This is a genomic window from Ligilactobacillus animalis (assembly GCF_009933595.1).
Taxonomy (GTDB): domain Bacteria; phylum Bacillota; class Bacilli; order Lactobacillales; family Lactobacillaceae; genus Ligilactobacillus; species Ligilactobacillus animalis.
This window is the reverse complement of record NZ_CP047141.1, coordinates 1,041,751-1,060,597: the sequence shown is the minus strand read 5'-3', so window position 1 is coordinate 1,060,597 and position 18,847 is coordinate 1,041,751. Positions and strand designations below refer to the sequence as shown.

The 18,847-nt window shown below is 40.0% G+C and carries 21 protein-coding genes; 16 read left to right on the top strand and 5 right to left on the bottom strand.

Annotated elements, in window-relative coordinates:
- Positions 1-16: 16 nt before the first annotated feature.
- From GSR62_RS05255 to GSR62_RS05240, 4 genes are all read right to left on the bottom strand, one after another.
- A complete protein-coding gene (locus GSR62_RS05255; protein ID WP_066023953.1) occupies positions 17-856 on the bottom strand; it encodes a Rha family transcriptional regulator in 840 nt (279 codons plus the stop codon).
- Positions 857-928: 72 nt separating this feature from the next.
- Complete coding sequence (locus tag GSR62_RS05250; RefSeq protein ID WP_066023952.1) at positions 929-1,216, bottom strand: hypothetical protein; 288 nt, start codon at positions 1,214-1,216, stop codon at positions 929-931.
- Entirely contained in the window at positions 1,200-1,982 is a 783-nt protein-coding gene (locus GSR62_RS05245) for a Rha family transcriptional regulator (protein WP_066023951.1), read from the bottom strand. The genes GSR62_RS05250 and GSR62_RS05245 overlap by 17 nt, the downstream gene beginning before the upstream one ends.
- A 21-nt stretch (positions 1,983-2,003) precedes the next feature.
- Positions 2,004-2,195: a hypothetical protein gene (locus GSR62_RS05240; protein ID WP_066023950.1), complete on the bottom strand. Its 192-nt coding sequence runs from the start codon at positions 2,193-2,195 to the stop codon at positions 2,004-2,006.
- Between the two features lie 130 nt (positions 2,196-2,325).
- Between GSR62_RS05240 and GSR62_RS05235 the strand changes: the two genes are divergently transcribed.
- The 9 genes from GSR62_RS05235 (at position 2,326) to GSR62_RS05195 (ending at position 13,010) form a co-directional block, all read left to right on the top strand.
- Positions 2,326-3,162, top strand: coding sequence for a helix-turn-helix domain-containing protein (locus tag GSR62_RS05235; protein WP_066023949.1), 837 nt, complete (start codon positions 2,326-2,328; stop codon positions 3,160-3,162).
- 537 nt (positions 3,163-3,699) lie between these two features.
- Positions 3,700-4,830 (top strand): site-specific integrase, encoded by a 1,131-nt coding sequence (locus GSR62_RS05230; protein ID WP_066023948.1) that lies wholly within the window; start codon positions 3,700-3,702, stop codon positions 4,828-4,830.
- A 344-nt stretch (positions 4,831-5,174) separates the two neighbouring features.
- Complete coding sequence (gene hisS / locus GSR62_RS05225) at positions 5,175-6,452, top strand: histidine--tRNA ligase (protein ID WP_066023947.1); 1,278 nt, start codon at positions 5,175-5,177, stop codon at positions 6,450-6,452.
- A 15-nt stretch (positions 6,453-6,467) separates the two neighbouring features.
- Positions 6,468-8,234 (top strand): aspartate--tRNA ligase, encoded by a 1,767-nt coding sequence (gene aspS / locus GSR62_RS05220; RefSeq protein WP_066023946.1) that lies wholly within the window; start codon positions 6,468-6,470, stop codon positions 8,232-8,234.
- Positions 8,235-8,461: 227 nt separating this feature from the next.
- A complete protein-coding gene (locus GSR62_RS05215) occupies positions 8,462-9,334 on the top strand; it encodes a YitT family protein (RefSeq protein WP_010689135.1) in 873 nt (290 codons plus the stop codon).
- Positions 9,335-9,349: 15 nt separating this feature from the next.
- A complete protein-coding gene (locus tag GSR62_RS05210; RefSeq protein ID WP_066023945.1) occupies positions 9,350-10,369 on the top strand; it encodes a sugar transferase in 1,020 nt (339 codons plus the stop codon).
- Positions 10,366-11,145 (top strand): glycosyltransferase family 32 protein, encoded by a 780-nt coding sequence (locus GSR62_RS05205; protein ID WP_035448198.1) that lies wholly within the window; start codon positions 10,366-10,368, stop codon positions 11,143-11,145. Before GSR62_RS05210 ends, GSR62_RS05205 begins: the two co-directional genes overlap by 4 nt.
- Positions 11,142-12,092: a glycosyltransferase family 2 protein gene (locus GSR62_RS05200; protein ID WP_035448200.1), complete on the top strand. Its 951-nt coding sequence runs from the start codon at positions 11,142-11,144 to the stop codon at positions 12,090-12,092. Before GSR62_RS05205 ends, GSR62_RS05200 begins: the two co-directional genes overlap by 4 nt.
- Before the next feature lie 15 nt (positions 12,093-12,107).
- Positions 12,108-13,010, top strand: a complete 903-nt coding sequence (locus tag GSR62_RS05195) for a deoxyribonuclease IV (protein WP_033193008.1) — start codon at positions 12,108-12,110, stop codon at positions 13,008-13,010.
- A 58-nt stretch (positions 13,011-13,068) separates the two neighbouring features.
- Here the strand turns inward: GSR62_RS05195 and GSR62_RS05190 are convergent, their stop codons facing one another.
- Positions 13,069-13,884 carry a pyruvate, water dikinase regulatory protein gene (locus tag GSR62_RS05190; protein ID WP_010689130.1) on the bottom strand — a complete coding sequence of 272 codons (816 nt, stop codon included), beginning with the start codon at positions 13,882-13,884 and terminating at the stop codon, positions 13,069-13,071.
- Positions 13,885-14,163: 279 nt separating this feature from the next.
- Between GSR62_RS05190 and rpsU the strand changes: the two genes are divergently transcribed.
- The 7 genes from rpsU (at position 14,164) to recO (ending at position 18,564) form a co-directional block, all read left to right on the top strand.
- Positions 14,164-14,349 (top strand): 30S ribosomal protein S21, encoded by a 186-nt coding sequence (gene rpsU, locus GSR62_RS05185; protein ID WP_003694124.1) that lies wholly within the window; start codon positions 14,164-14,166, stop codon positions 14,347-14,349.
- A gap of 21 nt (positions 14,350-14,370) precedes the next feature.
- The gene (locus tag GSR62_RS05180; protein WP_004047933.1) at positions 14,371-14,817 is read left to right on the top strand and encodes a GatB/YqeY domain-containing protein; all 447 of its coding nucleotides are present in this window, start codon (positions 14,371-14,373) and stop codon (positions 14,815-14,817) included.
- 123 nt (positions 14,818-14,940) lie between these two features.
- A complete protein-coding gene (locus GSR62_RS05175; protein ID WP_035448202.1) occupies positions 14,941-15,924 on the top strand; it encodes a PhoH family protein in 984 nt (327 codons plus the stop codon).
- 2 nt (positions 15,925-15,926) lie between these two features.
- Entirely contained in the window at positions 15,927-16,406 is a 480-nt protein-coding gene (ybeY, locus tag GSR62_RS05170; RefSeq protein ID WP_010689128.1) for an rRNA maturation RNase YbeY, read from the top strand.
- Positions 16,390-16,800, top strand: a complete 411-nt coding sequence (locus tag GSR62_RS05165) for a diacylglycerol kinase family protein (RefSeq protein WP_010689127.1) — start codon at positions 16,390-16,392, stop codon at positions 16,798-16,800. The genes ybeY and GSR62_RS05165 overlap by 17 nt, the downstream gene beginning before the upstream one ends.
- A 23-nt stretch (positions 16,801-16,823) precedes the next feature.
- Positions 16,824-17,726: a GTPase Era gene (gene era / locus GSR62_RS05160; protein WP_010689126.1), complete on the top strand. Its 903-nt coding sequence runs from the start codon at positions 16,824-16,826 to the stop codon at positions 17,724-17,726.
- A 55-nt stretch (positions 17,727-17,781) separates the two neighbouring features.
- Positions 17,782-18,564, top strand: a complete 783-nt coding sequence (gene recO, locus GSR62_RS05155; protein WP_029507325.1) for a DNA repair protein RecO — start codon at positions 17,782-17,784, stop codon at positions 18,562-18,564.
- Positions 18,565-18,847: the final 283 nt, after the last annotated feature.

The window sequence follows — 18,847 nt, the reverse complement described above, 5'->3', positions numbered from 1 at the left end:
TTGAGTGTCACGACTGTTATTGCAATTTTCTTGCTTCGCTGTCTGTGCCTAGTATGATGTCGATTAGTTTAGCAACTCTAACAAGCTTGGGCATGATTGCTCTGATGTCGTCGGTTTTTGATACTTCTATTAATTTATTTCTGATATAGTTCAAGTCTCGCTGTTCCGGCGTCATGTTTGCCAAGCGTCTTTCTACCGCTTCACGGCTAAAAGTCGGATCGTCTTCTAGTCTTGGTGCTGGCTTGCGATCGTGATCGATTACTTTGGCTTGCTCGTTGTCTTTCATGCGGTGAAACTCGTTAATGTATAACGCTGTAAAGATCGTGCCCTTAGAGTTCCGCATTTTATGCTCTATGAGTTCACAACCTAACTCGCTTACTAAGTAGCAAGGATATTCTGTTTTATTTTGTGGGTGGATATATGATGACTTGATAAAATATAACTTTGGGTCTAAAACGCCGTATTTTCCGACTTTCTGGGGGGTTGGGGAAATTTCACCAACCCCCTGCAAGTTGTATTTTTCCTTCTCTAAGTCATTGATATAGCCTCGGATATCCTTTAGTAATTCGCTATGCTTTTTGTCGGTCCATTCCGCAACTAATCGACTATCAATGTATCTAATATTGTCCGAAAAACGTTTCGCAAGCGTACCATTATCAAAAGTATTGAAAAATAATTCAATTTTTCTCAATGATTTAATACTCGGGCAAGCACGCCCAACGATCCAAGCACTTAATGTCTTATCGTTTACGTTCATTTGTTCTGCTAATTCTTGATAGGTTAGCTGGTTGCTTTCCTTGTATTCTTTTAGCATTGCGATCGTGCTATTTAATTTTTCGTTCTCATGTCTGTTCATTTCCTTTCAAATTTATTTAGTGGGATGTTTTGGGTTTTTGCATTTAAAATGCGTTAACTAGGGATGATTTAACTATTCTTCGTCAAGATCGCCAGCAGATACGATAATTTGATCGTTTGGTGCTACTCCCTTAAGTTGCTTAATAAAAAAGTCGCTTTCACTGTATAAATCGTCGTCAACTTCATAATTAAGCCGTTCAATAGCTTTCTTAACGTACTCTTGCGCTTCTTTTTTCGTATGAAATGCGCCTAATAATGAAATATCTGTCGCTAGTTCATCGCTATCCGGTGCAGGGGAGTCAAAAAATGTTAATACCGCGTATACGTCGTTATTCGTTGATGTTTTAGTTTTTAATTCCATTTGTCTGATCTCCTTGTAATTTTTCTTTTAGTTCGTGGTAGTCGGTAACACCGATCTGATACAACGCAATTAATTGCATTTCCTTTGCCATGTAGGTTTGGCGTTCGTTACTCGTTAAAGCTTCAGCGAATGCGGATGCTCGGGCATCTAAGCCACGATCACGCTTTAACTTGCTTGCATTGTTTCCGGCCGAAACCATATATAAAAGCGTCGTCATCTTTCGGATCTCATTGCTTAGATCATCCCCGGCATAGTGATCCTTTAAGCAGTCTGTAAGCTGTTTTCTTAGCTCTTTTTCCATATCGTACAAGGTGTTACGCTTGGTTAGTTCCTGCTCCATTTCATCAAACCGGGTGAAATATGCTAGTTTGAATGCTGTGGCTTTTTCACCGTGAAAGCCGGTTACTAGCATTGTGAATGCGAAACGATCAAGATCGTAACTTCTTGCAGTTCTACCGTTCTCGGTGATGTAAGTTGTTTCTTTGAAATGATCTTTGAAACGTGTTTTAACTGAGTCCATTTTTAACGGCAATTCTTTTTGGTTAGTTGCCGTATTTTTTAACGGCAATTCGTTCCGATTTACTGCCGTATTTTTTAACGTCAGTGGTCGGGAACTAATTGCCTTGTTCCAGTCTTTTTTGATGCGATCGATAATTTTTAACACGTTATAGTGCTCTTTATTAAATACTTCAGCCACGTTTAGACTGCTCGTGATCGCCTTACGGTCTTTTATCATCACTTCGGTTAGTTGTTCTAAGTCGTTCATGGTGTCGCTCCTTTCTTATGGCTATTTGACGTATTGCTTCAATAGCCAATCATTGATAATTTTCACGTTCTTAGGTCGTAACGATTGACCATTCAAAGCGCTACGTAAGATGTAACGACTGATACCGATCTCGTCGGCTAGTTGATATACAGGGATGTTTTTTTCACCCCGAAAGCGTCGCAATGCTATTAATTGCTCTTGTGTTAATTCCATGCTCTCCATCTCCTTTTTACATTTTTTGTAAAATACACAATTATATTAATTTACATTTTTTGTAAAGTCAATATAATTTTACAATTTTTGTAAAGTAATATATAATTTGCTTTGAAAAGAGGTGTTATCTTTGAGAAATCGAATAGAACAATTGAGAAAAGAAAAAAGCTTAACGTTGAAAGACTTAGCCAATGAGTTTAACGAATTTACTGAGAATCACAGAGATATGATAAAGCCTATTTCTTACGCTACTTTGTCACGTTGGGAAAAAGGAGTTAATGATCCACCGTTCAAATCAATGGAGAAGCTAGCAGATTATTTTGATGTACCTACTCCGTATTTACAGGGCTTTGGGATCTCAAGAAAAACTGCTATAAATCTTATGGTATTTAGAATTCATTGGAACGAGCAAAATGGATTTAGTTCACTCACTGCTTTAGATCATCTTGCAGATTTACTTGAGAAAAAGGTAACAAAAAGCGATATAGAGTATCTAAAAGAAGTTTCGAATGTGAATTTAGACAACGAAAGTGATGGGATAGTGAAAAAGTTAGTGTCTGATAATAATGATGAGGCATTGAGATATTTGATTTCTAAGTATTTGAAATTTGTTAATAACTACGAATTTCTAGCATCATTGCCGAGTATAAGAAATCACACTTTTTACCCCAAAATAAACGATCAAATTTGGCAAGACAATAAAGATGAGCTACTTGAATATGTATTAGGTGATAATAACGAAATTCTTTTTAGCACGGTATCGAATTTATCCTTATTAGGACTAGATACTATGGGAAAAATTGAGAATTTTACAAAAGAGCAGAGAGAAGAAATAAATTATAGACTTGTATTGTTGTTTGAATTACTTGCTTCCGATGATGACGACGACTACAACAATGAAATTCGCTCTAAAATAATAAAATTATTGGATGTTTATGAAAGTGGTGAACGTAAACCGTTATCCTAACCAGCCGAAAACTCGGCCGATAACTAGCCAACGTAAAATTGCGTTCGTTAGTAGGGCGGAAAACTCCGCCGTACTCGATCGTGATCACTGAGCGCAAAAATGCGCTAAGTATATACCAGCGTAAAAGTAGTAATTTGTAGTATCTGAGCCACTTCGATAATTTCGAATTGGTTGCCTGCATTCCTTGGCACTGTAAGGATGATGTGAGGTAGGTAAAAAATATTTACCTGGTTAATGGCAGGTCGATTATTTCTACTTGCCTACGTGCATCCCTTGGTGCTGTAAGACCGGTATAAGGTGGGTAACTAATTGTCGCTTGCCTAGTAGGTACTTCGATAAAATCGAACTGCCAGCGCTGGGCCGATTTTTCGGCTAAGTGCATCCCTTGATGCGAATCTAACAAGGTAGATAATTTCTACGCTGTTTGCTACTTGATACATACATACACAATAGAATAATGATCTCAACGCCTTAGCATTATCGTGCATTACTTTAAGCCACCTAGCCCGTGCGATCAAAGATAAAGGACTGATAAACATGGCTAAGATTGTTGAATATTCAAATTCAAAAGGGAAGCTGTATCGCTTTCGTGTGTATGCAGGTATTGATGCAACGACTGGCAAAAAGAAATATATCAAGCGATCAGGTTTTAAAACCAAGGCGCAAGCAAAAAAAGAGTTGGTCAAGTTAGAATATGAGATCGCTAACGGTGGCCATTTCAAACCGGTGGAAGTTCGGAAGTTCCGGGATGTATACGATCTTTGGATAGAGCAGTACCGCTTGACTGTCAAAGAGTCAACGGCGTTCAATGCTAGACGAACATTTAAAAAGATTTTACCTGTCCTTGGATCGTATGATTTAGATAAATTAAGTATAGCTATTTGTCAGCGTGAAATTAATAATTGGGCTAAGAATAGCCCTGGAACTGTCAAACTGATAAAAGTCTATGCGTCAATGGTTTTTGAGTATGCTATAAAGTTAGGGTTAACCGACAAAAACCCGTTTAAAAGTATAGTGATCCCACGACTGCAGAAAAAAGAAAAAGTAAATTTTTTGGATGCTGATCAATTAAGAGAATTTTTAACGTTGGCGCAAAAGCAAGGGATAAAGCAATATACAGCATTTAGGTTGTTAGCTTATAGTGGTATGCGAATAGGTGAGATGCTGGCATTAACATGGGATGATGTCAATTTTTCGGATAATACAATTGATGTCAATAAGACCCAATCAAAAAACGAAAAAGGTAATTTGATAGTTAGTGATCCAAAAACTATGGCAAGTAAGCGCGTGTTAGATATGGACTTGGAAACAATGCAGATCTTAAAGCGGTGGAAGGTTCAGCAAGCAAGTTACTTGTTAACTTGTGGGATCAATGCAATGGATAGAGGTCAATTGGTTTTTAGCAACCAGCATAATAAACTTGCGCAACTGCAGACGGTTCGGAAGTGGTGCGATAAGATATTACAAGCCGGTAACTTGCCACATATCACGTTGCACGGCTTTAGACACACACACGCTACTTTGCTATTTTCTGCAGGCGCTAGCGTCAAAGAAGTACAAAATAGGCTAGGGCATAGCGACGTAACGACTACGCTTGATATCTATACCCACTTGACCCGGCAAGATCAAAAAGAGACTATCCAAAAACTTGTTCGCTTTCTTGGCTGATAAGTTGGGAGACCCAAAGGAGACCCAAAGAGTATTTTCTACGCTGAAAGTCTTGATAAAGGCTTGACTTTGAAGCTGGTTAATATTATGCTGAATAGTATAATATCAGACCGGTTTAAAGAGATGAGTAATTTGAGTTTGTCGTCCAGAGAGCGGAGGTTGCTGGAAATCCGTCGATCAGGCTCAAGTGAAAGACGACTCTTGAGGTGCATATGAGAGTATGCCGTAGATAGGTGCGTTATCCTAAAGTGATAAATTAAGGTGGTACCGTGCTGTTTGCGCCCTTGTTGAAACAATTCAACAAGGGCCTTTTTTGTTACCGGGACATTTTTAGGAGGAAATCCATGAAATACCAACGTCCGAAGGGCACAGCCGATATTTTGCCAGCTGAATCAGCAAAATGGCAATATGTTGAAGCTAAGGCTCGTGAACTATTTAAAAAATATCGTTACCATGAAATGCGGACTCCGATCTTTGAAAGTTTCGAAGTTTTTTCTCGCACATCGGGTGAAACATCTGACATCGTAACTAAAGAAATGTATGACTTTTATGATAAAGGTGAACGGCATATCACTTTACGGCCAGAAGGAACTGCCGGAGTGGTACGTAGCTTTGTTGAAAATAAATTATACGGTCCTGAGTTGCAAAAACCCGTCAAAACTTACTATATGGGACCGATGTTTCGTTACGAACGGCCACAATCTGGACGTTTACGTGAATTTCATCAGATCGGGGTCGAAGCTTTTGGCGTTGACAGCCCAGCTTTAGATGTTGAAGTGATCGCAATGGCTATCGATCTTTTGGAAAGTTTTGGGTTAGATAGCTTGAAGTTAGCATTGAATACTTTAGGTGATAATGAATCACGTCAAGCTTACCGTCAAGCTTTGATCGACTATTTAGAACCATTTGCCGATCAACTTTCAGATGATTCCAAAGAACGTCTGCACAAAAATCCGTTGCGGGTCTTAGATAGTAAAGATAAAAAAGATCAAGAGATCGTAGCTGATGCACCATCGATCTTGGATTATCTAACACCTGCAGCAACAGAACATTTTGAAACACTAAAGAAACTCTTAGATGATCTAGGGATCAAGTATGAAGTCGATCCTAATATGGTGCGTGGTTTAGATTACTACAACCATACGATCTTTGAGATCATGAGCGATTCGAAAGCCTTTGGTGGCAAGTGGACGACCGTGTGTGCCGGTGGTCGTTACAATGGCTTAGTTGAACAACTCGGTGGCCCTGAAACACCGGGGATCGGTTTTGGTTTAGGGGTTGAACGCTTGTTATTAGTTTTAGATGCAACTGAAAATGGCTTACAACTTGAAGATCCTCTTGATGTTTATGTTGTTGGGATCGGTCAAAGTGTCAATGCTGAAACGTTAAAATTAGTCCAAAGCTTGCGCCACCAAGGTTTTAGCGCCGATCGTGATTACCTTGATCGTAAACCTAAGGGGCAATTTAAAACAGCTAGTCGCTTGAATGCAAAATATACTTTGACTTTAGGTGAAACTGAATTAGCTGAACAAAAAGCTAACTTAAAGAATATGGAAACTGGCGAAGAGATCAGCGTTTCGTTAGCGGATATCTATGCTAACTTTGCTGGTTTATTAGCTTAAGAAAGAAGGATAGACATGGAACGTACAACATATGCAGGTTTAGTTGATGAAAAATATTTAGGACAAGAAGTAGTTTTAAAGGGTTGGGTCCAAAAGCGCCGCGACCTTGGGAACTTGATCTTCGTTGATCTTCGAGATCGTGAAGGGATCGTCCAACTTGTCTTTAGTCAAGAATTCGGAGCTGAAGCACTTGAGATCGCTGAAAATATCCGGAGTGAATATGTGATCGAAGTTGAAGGGAAGGTCGTTAAACGTGCTAACGCTAACCCTAACATGAAGACGGGTCAGATCGAAGTTGAAGTTTCTAAGATCACCGTTTTAAACGAAGCTAAGACAACACCATTTGATATTTCTGACGATATCAACGCTTCTGATGATCTGCGTTTACAATATCGTTATTTAGATCTTCGACGTCCAGAAATGTTGAAAGCTTTGAAGATCAGAAATCGGATCACACAAGCAGTTCACCGTTACTTGGATGAAAATAATTTCTTGGATGTCGAAACACCATATCTAACACGTTCAACGCCAGAAGGAGCGCGTGACTATTTAGTTCCATCGCGTGTTTACCCAGGACACTTCTATGCTTTGCCACAATCACCACAATTGTTCAAGCAATTATTGATGGGCGCTGGCGTGGATCGTTACTATCAGATCGCACGTTGCTTCCGTGACGAAGATCTGCGGGGGGATCGACAACCAGAATTTACCCAGATCGATATGGAAATGTCATTTATGACAGCTGAAGAGATCCAAACGATGACAGAAGGCTTGTTGAAAGCCGTAATGAAAGCTGCTTTAGGTGTAGAATTAGAAACACCGATCAAGCGGATCACATGGAATGAAGCAATGGATCGCTTTGGTTCTGATAAGCCAGACATGCGTTTTGGTATGGAATTGACGAACATGGCTGATGCAGTCGCCGGGGCTGGTTTTAAAGTTTTTGACAGCACATTAGAAAACGGTGGACAAGTCAAAGCGATCACTGTTCCTGGTGGAGCCGATAAGTATTCACGTAAGCATATCGATGAAAAACAAGAGTACATCAAGCGCTTTGGGGCTAAGGGATTAGCGTGGCTCAAAGTTACAGATGAAGGCCTAACTGGTCCGATCGCTAAGTTCTTTAAAGAACGCGAAGACAAGATCTTAGCAGCTAGTGGTGCTAAAGCAGGTGACATGATCTTATTTGTGGCTGATAAGCCAAAAGTCGTGGCTGATGCACTTGGATATCTTCGGGTAGCTATTGCTAAAGAATTAGACATGATCGATAAGTCACAATTTGCCTTTGTTTGGGTCGTTGATTGGCCACTATTTGAATACAGTGAAGAATTCGAACGCTATATTGCTGCTCACCATCCATTTACAATGCCAAATGAAGAAGATCTTGAGTTATTAGCGACTGACCCACATAAATGCCATGCACAAAGCTATGACATCGTGTTGAATGGTTATGAATTAGGTGGCGGTTCGATCCGTATCCACCAACGTAGTGTGCAAGAAGCGATGTTTAAGGCTTTAGGCTTTACAGAAGAAAGTGCCAAAGAACAATTTGGTTGGTTCATGGACGCCTTAGACTTTGGTTTCCCTCCACACGGTGGTTTAGCACTTGGGTTAGACCGTTTTGCAATGTTATTAGCTGGTAAAGATAATATTCGTGAAGTGATCGCCTTTCCTAAGAACTCCAAGGCTTCTGAACCGTTGACACATGCTCCAAGTCCAGTGGCAGATAAGCAATTGGATGAACTTTATCTAACGACTGAAGTCCCAGAAGATAAGGCTTAATTTATTATTTGATAGCTTGTTTAAGTATTTACTTAGGCAAGCTATTTTTTACATAAAGTGGTTTGTTCAGAAGCCAAAGTGCGGTATTATTATTTAGAGAATGGTTTACAAGCAAAAACAGCGGTGTATTATTTCAAGGTAAAGTTATTTAAAAATTTTAAGAAAAAATGCGGATCTGTTTCTTGTATAGCTGAGATAACTTTTGTGCTTGAAAGGATTTAATTACAATGGATGAACTACAAAAGATTTGGAAACGCCATGTTTATATCGCTAAGGCTTCGACAGCATTTATTTACGGTGTTTTAGTTTCGATCGCGATGAACTTTTTTTGGGAGCCGGGGCATATTTACTCTTCAGGGATCACGGGTCTAGCTCAGCTGATCGCTACTTTGACAGCTAACTTGCCAGTCCAGCTCTCGACAGCGTTACTGATCTTTATCTTAAATGTGCCACTCTTTATCTTGGCGTGGTTTCAGATCGGCCGCCGATTTACCTTTTTCACGGTTTTAGCGGTCTTTTGCTCATCACTTATGATCAAGTCACTTCAACCGATAACGCTGACACACGATCCGATAATTTGTGCGCTTTTTGGCGCTGCGATCAATGGCTTTGGAACGGGCTTGGCTTTGAAAAATGGGATCTCTACTGGTGGCTTAGATATTTTAGGGTTGACGATCAGAAAACATACGGGTAAAAGTGTTGGCACGATCAACATCATCTTCAATGCTTTTATCGTTTTAGCTGCGGGGGCGGTCTATGGCTGGCCTTATGCCTTCTATTCTGCATTAGGTATCTTTGTCAATGCTCGGGTCATGGATATGGTCTATACGCGGCAACAAAAAATGCAAGTCATGATCGTGACCAATAAACCAAAGAGCGTGATCGATTGTATTCAAAATCACATGCGCCGTGGGATCACGATCGTTCATGGTGCCGAAGGGGCATATAAGCATGATAGAAAGACGATCTTGTTTACGGTGATCTCCCGATATGAACAACCCGAATTACGTCAGGCAATGACAGAATCGGATCCACATGCTTTTGTAAGTATTGCAGAAAATGTGCATATCATGGGGCATTTCTACGAACCAAAGCCATAGAAAGGAAACCGGTCAATGGAAAAATATATAATCTCGATGTATGATAAGGGCCAAAATGAAGCTGGTCCCAAGGCTAAAGTTGATGCTGAAAATTTTTTAGCCACTGAGGGCTTTAAAAAGCTGAATTTTTATTTTTCAGGGGCTAGAAAAGCTAAACTTATGAGCTATAAGCAGAGTTTTTTGGATATTCCGCGTCAGATCAAAAAGTTAGAGCCCCAGACGGTGGTTTTTCAATATCCGTCTTTTGATCAGCGCACTGATCAGGCGATCGTGAAAAGTGTGCGTCGCTTTACTCAAGCCAAGTTATTGTATCTGATCCATGATATCGAATCTTTGCGTGCTTATGCTGATGATGTGACTTATCGCAAAAAAGAGATCGCATTTTTGAATCAAAGTGATGGTTTGATCGTGCATAATGAAAAAATGAAGGCTTGGCTCAAAGAAAATGGGGTCACTAAGCCAATAACTGTGTTAGAGATCTTTGATTATGCTAATCCAATCAAACTAGCTACTGATCGCCCTTATGAAAAGAGTATTTGTTATGCGGGTAATTTACAAAAAGCCGATTTTTTACAAAAGTTGGATCTCAGCATCCCGCTAGCCTTATATGGTCCCAACAAGGCTGCTACTTATCCCAAGAATATCACTCACTATGGTTCATTTCCGCCAGATGAATTGCCAGCAAAATTAACGCAAAATTTTGGCTTGGTCTGGGACGGTACGAGTATCGAACGCTGTGACGGTAGCTTTGGAAATTACTTAAAATATAATGATCCTCATAAAACTTCACTTTATCTGAGTTCGGGGCTTCCAGTCATCATCTGGAAAGAAGCGGCCTTAGCTGATTTTATCGTAAAAAACCAAGTGGGACTGGCTGTCGATAACTTAGCACAACTAGATGAGATACTAAATGAATTGACACCAGAAGAGTATTACCAGATGTGTCAAAATGTAGCCAAAGTGGCTCATAAGATGCGTACGGGGGCGTATTTAAAGGAAGCTGTGACAAAATTAGAACATGAGGTGACAAAATGATCCCTAAGATAATCCATTACTGTTGGTTTGGCCAAAATGAAATGCCTAAACAGTATCGGCAATATATTGAAGGTTGGAAAAAAATTTGTCCCGACTATGAGATCATTGAGTGGAATGAAGAAAATTATGATGTCGAGCAAGTAGCCTATACTGCTCAAGCTGCCAAAGCCGGTAAGTGGAGTTTTGTCTCTGATTATTTAGGATTTGATGTCGTTTACCGCTATGGTGGGATCTATTTGGATACGGATGTTGAATTACTTCAAACGTTAGACCACATTTTAGAAAATGATGCTTTTTTTGCGATCGAAGAAAATGAGAGTGGGGCTGAAGTTGCACCAGGATTAGGTTTTGGAGCTAAAAAAAATCATCCACTATTAAAGCAGCTACGCGATATGTATAATGACTTGGAATTTATCAAAGCCGATGGTTCGTTAAATACAGTCGCGATCCCAGTTTATACCACGCAATTGTTGGAAAAGCTGGGCTTTAAACGTCAAGATAAATTACAAAAGTTTGGGGATGTGACGATCTATCCAACGACTTACTTTGCACCAATGGATTTTTTAACGGGGCAGATAACTCTCAGTCCCGAGACGATCAGCATCCATCACTACAGTGCGTTATGGCAAACACCGACCAATTTACGCCATATTGAGAAGATGCGCCGGATCAATCGCCGTTTTGGTAAAAAATGGGGGATGCGGATCAATTTTTTGTGGCGGGTTTGGTGGGCGCTCGAACGCCGGATCAAGAAGTTATGGGGGAAAAGTAAATGACAAAGATCAGTGTGATCGTTCCAGTCTATAATGTTGAAGCTTATCTACCAAAATGTGTCTCAAGCTTAGTCAAACAAACTTTCACTGATTTTGAAGTTATTTTAGTAAATGACGGGAGTACTGATAGTTCGGCTAAGCTTTGTGAAAATTATGCTGACCAATATCCATCGCTCATCAAAAGTTATACCAAGCCAAATGGTGGGCTATCGGATGCGCGTAATTTTGGGATGCAGTATGCAACTGGACAATATATCATGTTTTTAGATTCAGATGACTATCTTGCGCCACATGCTTTGACGAATATGTACGCCTTAACTGAAAAAGGAAACAAGAAGATCGTTGAGTGTGATTTTTATTGGGAATATCCGAATAAAAAGATAAAAGATCAAGCGCCTAAATATGCTTCACTCAAAGATTATATGATTCGTGGACGTGTGGTCGCTTGGAATAAATTATATTTACGGACATGGCTGTTAGATACAAAAGTAAAATTTCCCAAGGGAAAACTCTATGAAGATCAAGACTTTTTCTTTAAATTAGTGACTTATTTAACTGATATCACAGACGTAGCCGTTGATAGCGAGTGTGAAGTTTATTACGTACAACGCCAAACTTCGATCTCATACAGTGAGACGACACGCATCTCTGAAATCTTGTGGATCTATCAAGATATCATTGATTTTTATCAAACTAAAGGGCTCTTTGAGACCTATTATCTTGAATTGGAGTATCGTTTTGTGCGAAACTTATTAGGAAATGTTTTATTGCGCAAGGTCGTTAAATTAAAAGATAAGCAACTAAAGCGTCAACTCTTAGATCAGATCTGGCAACAAAAAAAGATCTGGTTCCCAGATTTTGCTAAAAATCCATATTTGCGTCAAAAAAGTAAAGTTGATCTATATTTACGTTGTGTCAATCCACTAACTTATCGACTATTTTATCTTTAAAAATGAGGTGAAAAAATGCTAATTGGTTCACATGTCGGCATGAAGGGTAAGGAAATGTTGCTGGGGGCAGCAAAAGAGGCTGCTAGTTATGAGGCTTCGACCTTTATGATCTATACGGGGGCACCCCAAAATACGCGACGTAAACCGATCGCGGAGCTAAATATCGAAGCAGGCCAGGCGTATATGGCAGAACACGGCTTAAGTCAGATCGTTGTTCATGCTCCCTATATCGTTAATCTAGGTAATACTAAAAAACCGGAAAATTTTGGGTTTGCAGTCGAGTTTTTACGGGCTGAAGTTGAACGGGCTGAAGCTTTAGGAGCAACTCAGATGACGCTTCATCCCGGAGCCCATGTCGGTGCGGGAGCAAAGGCTGGGATCGAAAGTATTGCTAAGGGCTTAAATGAAGTCATCCGACCTGATCAAAAACTTCAGATCGCTTTGGAGACGATGGCGGGCAAAGGAACAGAGGTCGGACGGAGCTTTGAAGAATTAGCTCAGATCATCGATTTGGTAAAATATAATGACAAGCTATCCGTTACTTTGGATACTTGCCATACAAATGATGCAGGCTATGCGATCAAAGACGATTTTTCGGGCGTTTTAACGGAATTTGATAAGATCATTGGTTTAGATCGACTAAAAGTGATCCATTTAAATGATTCCTTGAATCCCCAAGGAAGCCATAAGGATCGGCATGCTAATCTAGGGTTTGGGACGATCGGTTTTGACAGTTTAGCAAAGATCGCTAAACTTGAAGAATTAGCTACACTACCGAAAATCTTGGAAACACCATATGTAGGTCCCGATAAAAATGATCGTTATGCGCCATATGGTTATGAGATCGCAATGTTACGCGCAGGTGAATTTGACCCTGAGTTACTCGATAAGATCTACCAAAATAAGGGTAAAAAATAGACATAAAAAAACTAAGATCTAAATTGAACACGTCAATTTACAGATCTTAGTTTTTTATTTATCTTTGTGCGTTGCTATCCAAACTTTCAGTAATTATCGTTGCAGTCTCTTCGATCGATTTGTGGGCCACGTTGATCACAGGACAACCAAGTTTTTTGTAAAGTTCGTTAGCAAAATTCAATTCGCTTTCGATGTTGTTGATGTTTGAGTAGTGTGTATCTGGATCAAGACCATAAGAGATCATCCGTTCACGTCGGATCCCATTTAAGATCTCAGGGTCGTTAGTCAAACCAAAGATCTTGTTCGGATCGACTTTATAGATCTCTTCTGGGATTTGCGCCTTAGGAACAAGGGGTAAGTTAGCCACTTTATAGCCACGATTAGCTAGGAAAAGTGACAACGGAGTCTTCGATGTCCGCGAGATCCCCAATAAGACCAGATCTGCCTTTAAAAAGCCAGCTGGGTCTTTACCATCGTCATAGGTAACAGCAAATTCAAGAGCTTCGATCCGATTGAAATATTCTTTATCGGTATTGTGATTGATCCCAGCTTTTTGTAATGGTTTTTCACCGGCTTTTTGTGAGAATTTTTGGATAACATCACTTAAAGCATCGATCACGGCTAAACCATTTTCTTGGCAGTAGTTATTTACAAAAGTCGATAGTTCTGGATCGACGAAAGTATGCACGATGATAGCAGATTCACGTTTGGCCTTGTTCATGATCCCTTGGACCAAAGAAACAGTCTTGATCAATGGGTAACGTTGGATCTTGAAATCTGCGTTAGGAAATTGGACACTAGCAGCTTCGGCGATCGCATAGGCGGTCTCCCCGAGTGAATCTGAGATCGCATAAACATGTAATTCATTTGACATAAAAATGCCTCCCTTAATTATGATAAAGTGTTAAAAAACGACTTATTCTATGAAAAATTATAGCCTATCTAACAAGTGATTCCAAGAAAAATGGCTAGGGTAAAAAAAACTGTAAAACTTTAACTTTTCACCGGTCGGATCATAAATGAACACTAATTATGTAAAAGTTTATAAAGTTATGTTGACTCTAACTTTTAATTTAGTTTATAATGGAAAGGAACTGTTGAGGTTTGTACAATTAAGACGGTTACATTTAAGCTCGGAGGGAGGGAAACAACCATGTCAAAGACAGTCGTTCGTAAAAACGAATCTCTTGATGACGCTCTTCGTCGCTTCAAACGTTCCGTTTCAAAAACAGGTACTTTGCAAGAATATCGGAAACGTGAATTCTACGAGAAGCCAAGTGTAAAACGTAAGAAAAAATCCGAAGCAGCAAGAAAGCGCAAAAATAAGCGTCGTTTCTAGTTTCTAGAGGAGGCTAATGTGATGAGTTTATTAGATTCATTACAAAAAGATATGGTAGCTGCAATGAAAGCTAAGGATAAGGGCCGTTTGGCAACTGTTCGGATGCTCAAAGCTGCAGTTACAAATGAACAAATCAACGTTGGACACGACTTGACTCCTGATGAAGAAGTAAGCGTGTTATCTCGTGAGTTGAAGCAACGCAAGGATTCTTTAGAAGAATTCAAGGCTGCTGGGCGTGATGAAGCTGTCCAAAAACTCGAAGAAGAGATCAAAGTTGTTGAAGGTTACTTGCCAAAACAACTCAGTGCAGATGAAGTAAAGGCCGTTGTTGAAGAAACGATCAATCAGGTTGGAGCAACATCAAAAGCTGACTTCGGTAAAGTAATGGGGGCAGTGATGCCTAAGTTAAAGGGTAAAGCTGATGGTAAATTAGTCAACTCTACCGTAATGTCATTGCTTAATAAATAAGCAAAGAGTCGAGATGCTAGATCTCGGCTTTTTTCTTATTTGTTCAAGTTTACTTTGAATTTGATTATCGAATTGATAATCAGTATAATTGGGATTATAAAGTATGATAAGGGAGATGGGCGATTGAGCGCAGAACAATTAGTCGAAAAAAGTTTCGTTCTCAACGATTCTCAATTGCAAATTTCGCTGTCGGGCATCAATGACAGCCATTTTAAATTGATCGAAGAAGGCCAAGATGTGGTATTAAAGCCTTTCGGTGGTACGATAAAGATCACCGGTACTGAAGAAAACGTTGATCTAGTCTATCAGATATTGAGTGAGTTGACGGGACTTTTACGTAAAAAAATCACTATAAGTAGTGCAGATATTGTGTCAGCGATGAAGATGGCACAGCGCGGAACATTAGAGTATTTTAAAGATCTCTATACTGAAGAGTTATTAAAAGACCGTCGGGGACGTTCGATCCGGGTCAAAAATTATGGGCAACGCCAGTATGTGCAAGAGATCAAGCATAAAGATCTTGTGTTTGGGATCGGACCTGCCGGAACAGGCAAGACTTATTTAGCCGTTGTAATGGCTGTTGCTGCCCTAAAGCGTCATGAAGTTGAACGGTTGATCTTGACGCGTCCAGCAGTCGAAGCAGGCGAATCATTGGGCTTTTTACCGGGTGATCTTAAAGAAAAAGTTGATCCGTATTTACGTCCGATCTATGATGCGCTAAATTCGATCTTAGGGGCAGAACACACGGAACGCTTGATCGACCGCGGTGTGATCGAGATCGCGCCTTTAGCTTATATGCGGGGACGCACGTTAGACAATGCTTTTGTTATCTTGGATGAAGCTCAAAACACGACTAGAGCGCAAATGAAGATGTTTTTGACGCGCCTTGGCTTTGGTTCTAAAATGATCATCAATGGTGATAAATCACAGATCGATCTACCTAAGGGGCACAGTCAAAGTGGTTTGGTCGATGCGGAAAAGATCTTGCAGGGTTCCCCGCACATCGGCTTTGTAAAATTTGATTCTGCCGATGTTGTGCGCCATCCGGTCGTATCTGAGATCATTCGTGCATACGATAACTATAATTCAATGGAAAATGAGGAATAAAAATGGATCTGGAAGTTTATGATAATACTGAGCAAGTTTCAAGTGAGTGGAAGACGCTCATTTGCGAGATCTTGGACTTTGCGGGTGATTATCTCAAGTTACCCTCAAATACTGAAATGTCAGTCACTTTGATGGATAATGCTGAAATCCATCGGATCAACAAAGAATATCGTGGTGTTGATAAACCAACTGATGTGATCAGTTTTGCGATCGAAGAGGAAGATCCAAATGAGGTTCCGATCATTTTACCGGATGAAGCTGATTTCGAGATCCCTAAAAATATTGGGGATATCATGGTTTCGGTCGATAAAGTCAAAGAACAAGCTGAGTATTTAGGACATTCGCAGGAAAGAGAATTGGGCTTTTTAGTTGTTCATGGTTTTTTACATCTCAATGGCTACGACCACATGCAAGCTGAAGACGAAAAGGAAATGTTTGGCTTGCAAAGAGAAATTCTCGAGGCGTATGGACTTAAACGATAAAGAACAAAAACAGCCGGTCAACAGCTGGAAAAACCGCCATTTTTTCCAGTCCTTGCGTTATGCGCTCGTTGGCTTGAAAACGGCTTATAGAGAAGAGCGTAATCTGCGGTTTCATGTGAGTGCGATAACTTTGGTCGTGATTATGGGACTCATTTTTAATGTGACCATCAGTGAGTGGCTCTGGCTATTTTTGAGTATTTTTTTGGTGATCTCCAGTGAAGTCTGGAATTCTGCCATCGAAAATGTCGTTGATCTAGCTACAAACTATAAACGACATCCACTTGCCAAAAAAGCTAAAGATATGGCGGCTGCAGCGGTCTTACTGGCAGCGATCTTTTCTTTGATCACAGCAACATTGATCTTTGGTCCACATATTTGGCAATTATTTAACTGATATTAATTAGGGAAGTGTATGTTTTGGAAGAAAAATTTCATTCAGGTTTTATTGCGATCGTAGGGCGGCCTAACGTTGGCAAATCGACTTTTTTAAATAATGTGGTCGGACAAAAGATCGCGATCATGAGCGACAAAGCTCAAACAACACGCAATAAGATCCAAGGGGTATATACCACTGATAATGCACAGATCGTGTTCATTGATACTCCTGGGATCCATAAACCACATAGTCGTTTAGGCGATTTTATGGTCAAGTCGGCGCTTTCGACGCTTAATGAAGTTGATGCAGTGATCTTCATGGTCAATGCGGAACAAAAACGCGGTCGGGGCGATGATTTCATCATTGAACGACTAAAAAATGTTAAAAAGCCGATCTATTTAGTGATCAACAAGATCGATAAGATCCATCCCGATCATTTATTAGAAGTGATGGATGATTACCGGGATACTTTAGACTACAAAGACGTCTTCCCGATCTCGGCTTTGAATGGCAATAACTGTGCTGAATTAGTCCACGATCTAGTTGAAGATCTGCCGGAAGGTCCGCAATATTATCCTGAAGATCAAGTTACTGATCATCCCGAACGTTTTATTGTCAGCGAATTGATCCGCGAAAAAGTTCTGCAATTGACACGTGAAGAAGTGCCACATTCCGTTGCCGTTGTTGTCGATCGGATCAAGCGCGAAGATGATGAAAAAGTTTTGATCCAAGCAACTATTGTGGTCGAACGTTCCAGTCAAAAGGGAATTATCATCGGTAAAGGTGGTAAGATGCTAAAAGAGATCGGGACAAGAGCGCGTAAAGAGATCGAATTTATGTTAGGTGATAAAGTCTTTTTAGAGCTTTGGGTCAAAGTTCAACCTAATTGGAAAGACCGTCAAGTCGATCTAAAAGCGTTTGGTTACCGACAAGATGATTATTAATTAAGGAAAAGAGGGGATGATTCTCCTCTTTTTTGAGATTTTTGGGGGTAAAAAGATGGTGCTACAACAAGGCGTAGAGTTTTTAGGGATCGTGGTCTCACGTAAAGACTATAAGGAACGCGATATGTTGGTCAAAATTTTGACCGATAAATATGGCTTTAAAACTTTTTTTGTCCGTGGAGTGCGTAAGCGGGGCTTTAAATTAGGAGCAGCGATCCTGCCTTTTACCCATGGGACCTATCTTGGAAGTATCAGTGATGAGGGGTTGTCATTTATCACGACGACCCGTGACATCAGCCAATATCAACAGATCACCCAGGATATCGAGTTGAATGCCTATGCTTCGTATATCTTGAGTTTAGTAGAACGAGCTCTAACGACGGAAGATCTTGTGAATTTAAGTTGGTTTTTAAGAGTCAAAAAGGCACTTGAGTTGATCGATGAGGGCTTTGATCCTGCGATCATCACTAATATCATCGAGATCCAGTTACTTACCAGTTTTGGGGTCAGACCGCGACTTGAAAGCTGTGTTATTTGCCAAAATACGGAGCGTTTATTTGATTATTCAGAAAGTTATGGTGGTTTGTTGTGTCAGCAACATTGGCATTTAGATCCCCATCGGTTGCATTTGGATCAGCGGACAGTCTATTATTTACGCCTACTATCAGTTGTAGATCTGGAGCGGTTGAATTCGATCAAGGTCAAGGACCAGACTAAAGCTAATTTAAGAAAAACTTTGGATGAGATCTATGAACATCAAGTTGGAATTTACGTGCCAGCAAAAAAATTTCTTGATCAAATGTCGTCATGGGACCAATTTTTTAAGGATAATAAGTGATTTTACAACTAAATATGACTTGACAAAAAAACGCGGTTAAACTATCCTAAAAATATCAATAATGAGACGTTGATAGAAGAGGATCGGTCTAAGGATAGAGTTAGCGAGTCTGAGATGGTGAAAGCAGATATCTATTGAGACATGATTGGCACTTTTGGAGTCTTAACGAATTAAGCTGCTAGTTATACTAGAAGTAGGGTGGAACCGCGATTTTCGAAAATCGTCCCTATGTAGCCAAAGGCGCTACATAGGGACTTTTTTGTGCGTTATTTGGCTGATTCGA

Excerpts from the sequence above, each read along its gene's own strand:
- GSR62_RS05215 (WP_010689135.1), top strand. The coding sequence starts at position 8,462 with ATGGATGAACTACAAAAGATTTGGAAACGCCATGTTTATATCGCTAAG.
- GSR62_RS05165 (WP_010689127.1), top strand. The coding sequence starts at position 16,390 with ATGGACTTAAACGATAAAGAACAAAAACAGCCGGTCAACAGCTGGAAA.
- GSR62_RS05240 (WP_066023950.1), bottom strand. The coding sequence starts at position 2,195 with ATGGAATTAACACAAGAGCAATTAATAGCATTGCGACGCTTTCGGGGT.
- GSR62_RS05250 (WP_066023952.1), bottom strand. The coding sequence starts at position 1,216 with ATGGAATTAAAAACTAAAACATCAACGAATAACGACGTATACGCGGTA.
- GSR62_RS05190 (WP_010689130.1), bottom strand. The coding sequence starts at position 13,884 with ATGTCAAATGAATTACATGTTTATGCGATCTCAGATTCACTCGGGGAG.
- GSR62_RS05255 (WP_066023953.1), bottom strand. The coding sequence starts at position 856 with ATGAACAGACATGAGAACGAAAAATTAAATAGCACGATCGCAATGCTA.
- aspS (WP_066023946.1), top strand. The coding sequence starts at position 6,468 with ATGGAACGTACAACATATGCAGGTTTAGTTGATGAAAAATATTTAGGA.
- GSR62_RS05210 (WP_066023945.1), top strand. The coding sequence starts at position 9,350 with ATGGAAAAATATATAATCTCGATGTATGATAAGGGCCAAAATGAAGCT.
- hisS (WP_066023947.1), top strand. The coding sequence starts at position 5,175 with ATGAAATACCAACGTCCGAAGGGCACAGCCGATATTTTGCCAGCTGAA.
- rpsU (WP_003694124.1), top strand. The coding sequence starts at position 14,164 with ATGTCAAAGACAGTCGTTCGTAAAAACGAATCTCTTGATGACGCTCTT.
- GSR62_RS05195 (WP_033193008.1), top strand. The coding sequence starts at position 12,108 with ATGCTAATTGGTTCACATGTCGGCATGAAGGGTAAGGAAATGTTGCTG.
- GSR62_RS05180 (WP_004047933.1), top strand. The coding sequence starts at position 14,371 with ATGAGTTTATTAGATTCATTACAAAAAGATATGGTAGCTGCAATGAAA.
- GSR62_RS05230 (WP_066023948.1), top strand. The coding sequence starts at position 3,700 with ATGGCTAAGATTGTTGAATATTCAAATTCAAAAGGGAAGCTGTATCGC.
- GSR62_RS05245 (WP_066023951.1), bottom strand. The coding sequence starts at position 1,982 with ATGAACGACTTAGAACAACTAACCGAAGTGATGATAAAAGACCGTAAG.
- GSR62_RS05200 (WP_035448200.1), top strand. The coding sequence starts at position 11,142 with ATGACAAAGATCAGTGTGATCGTTCCAGTCTATAATGTTGAAGCTTAT.
- GSR62_RS05205 (WP_035448198.1), top strand. The coding sequence starts at position 10,366 with ATGATCCCTAAGATAATCCATTACTGTTGGTTTGGCCAAAATGAAATG.
- recO (WP_029507325.1), top strand. The coding sequence starts at position 17,782 with ATGGTGCTACAACAAGGCGTAGAGTTTTTAGGGATCGTGGTCTCACGT.
- ybeY (WP_010689128.1), top strand. The coding sequence starts at position 15,927 with ATGGATCTGGAAGTTTATGATAATACTGAGCAAGTTTCAAGTGAGTGG.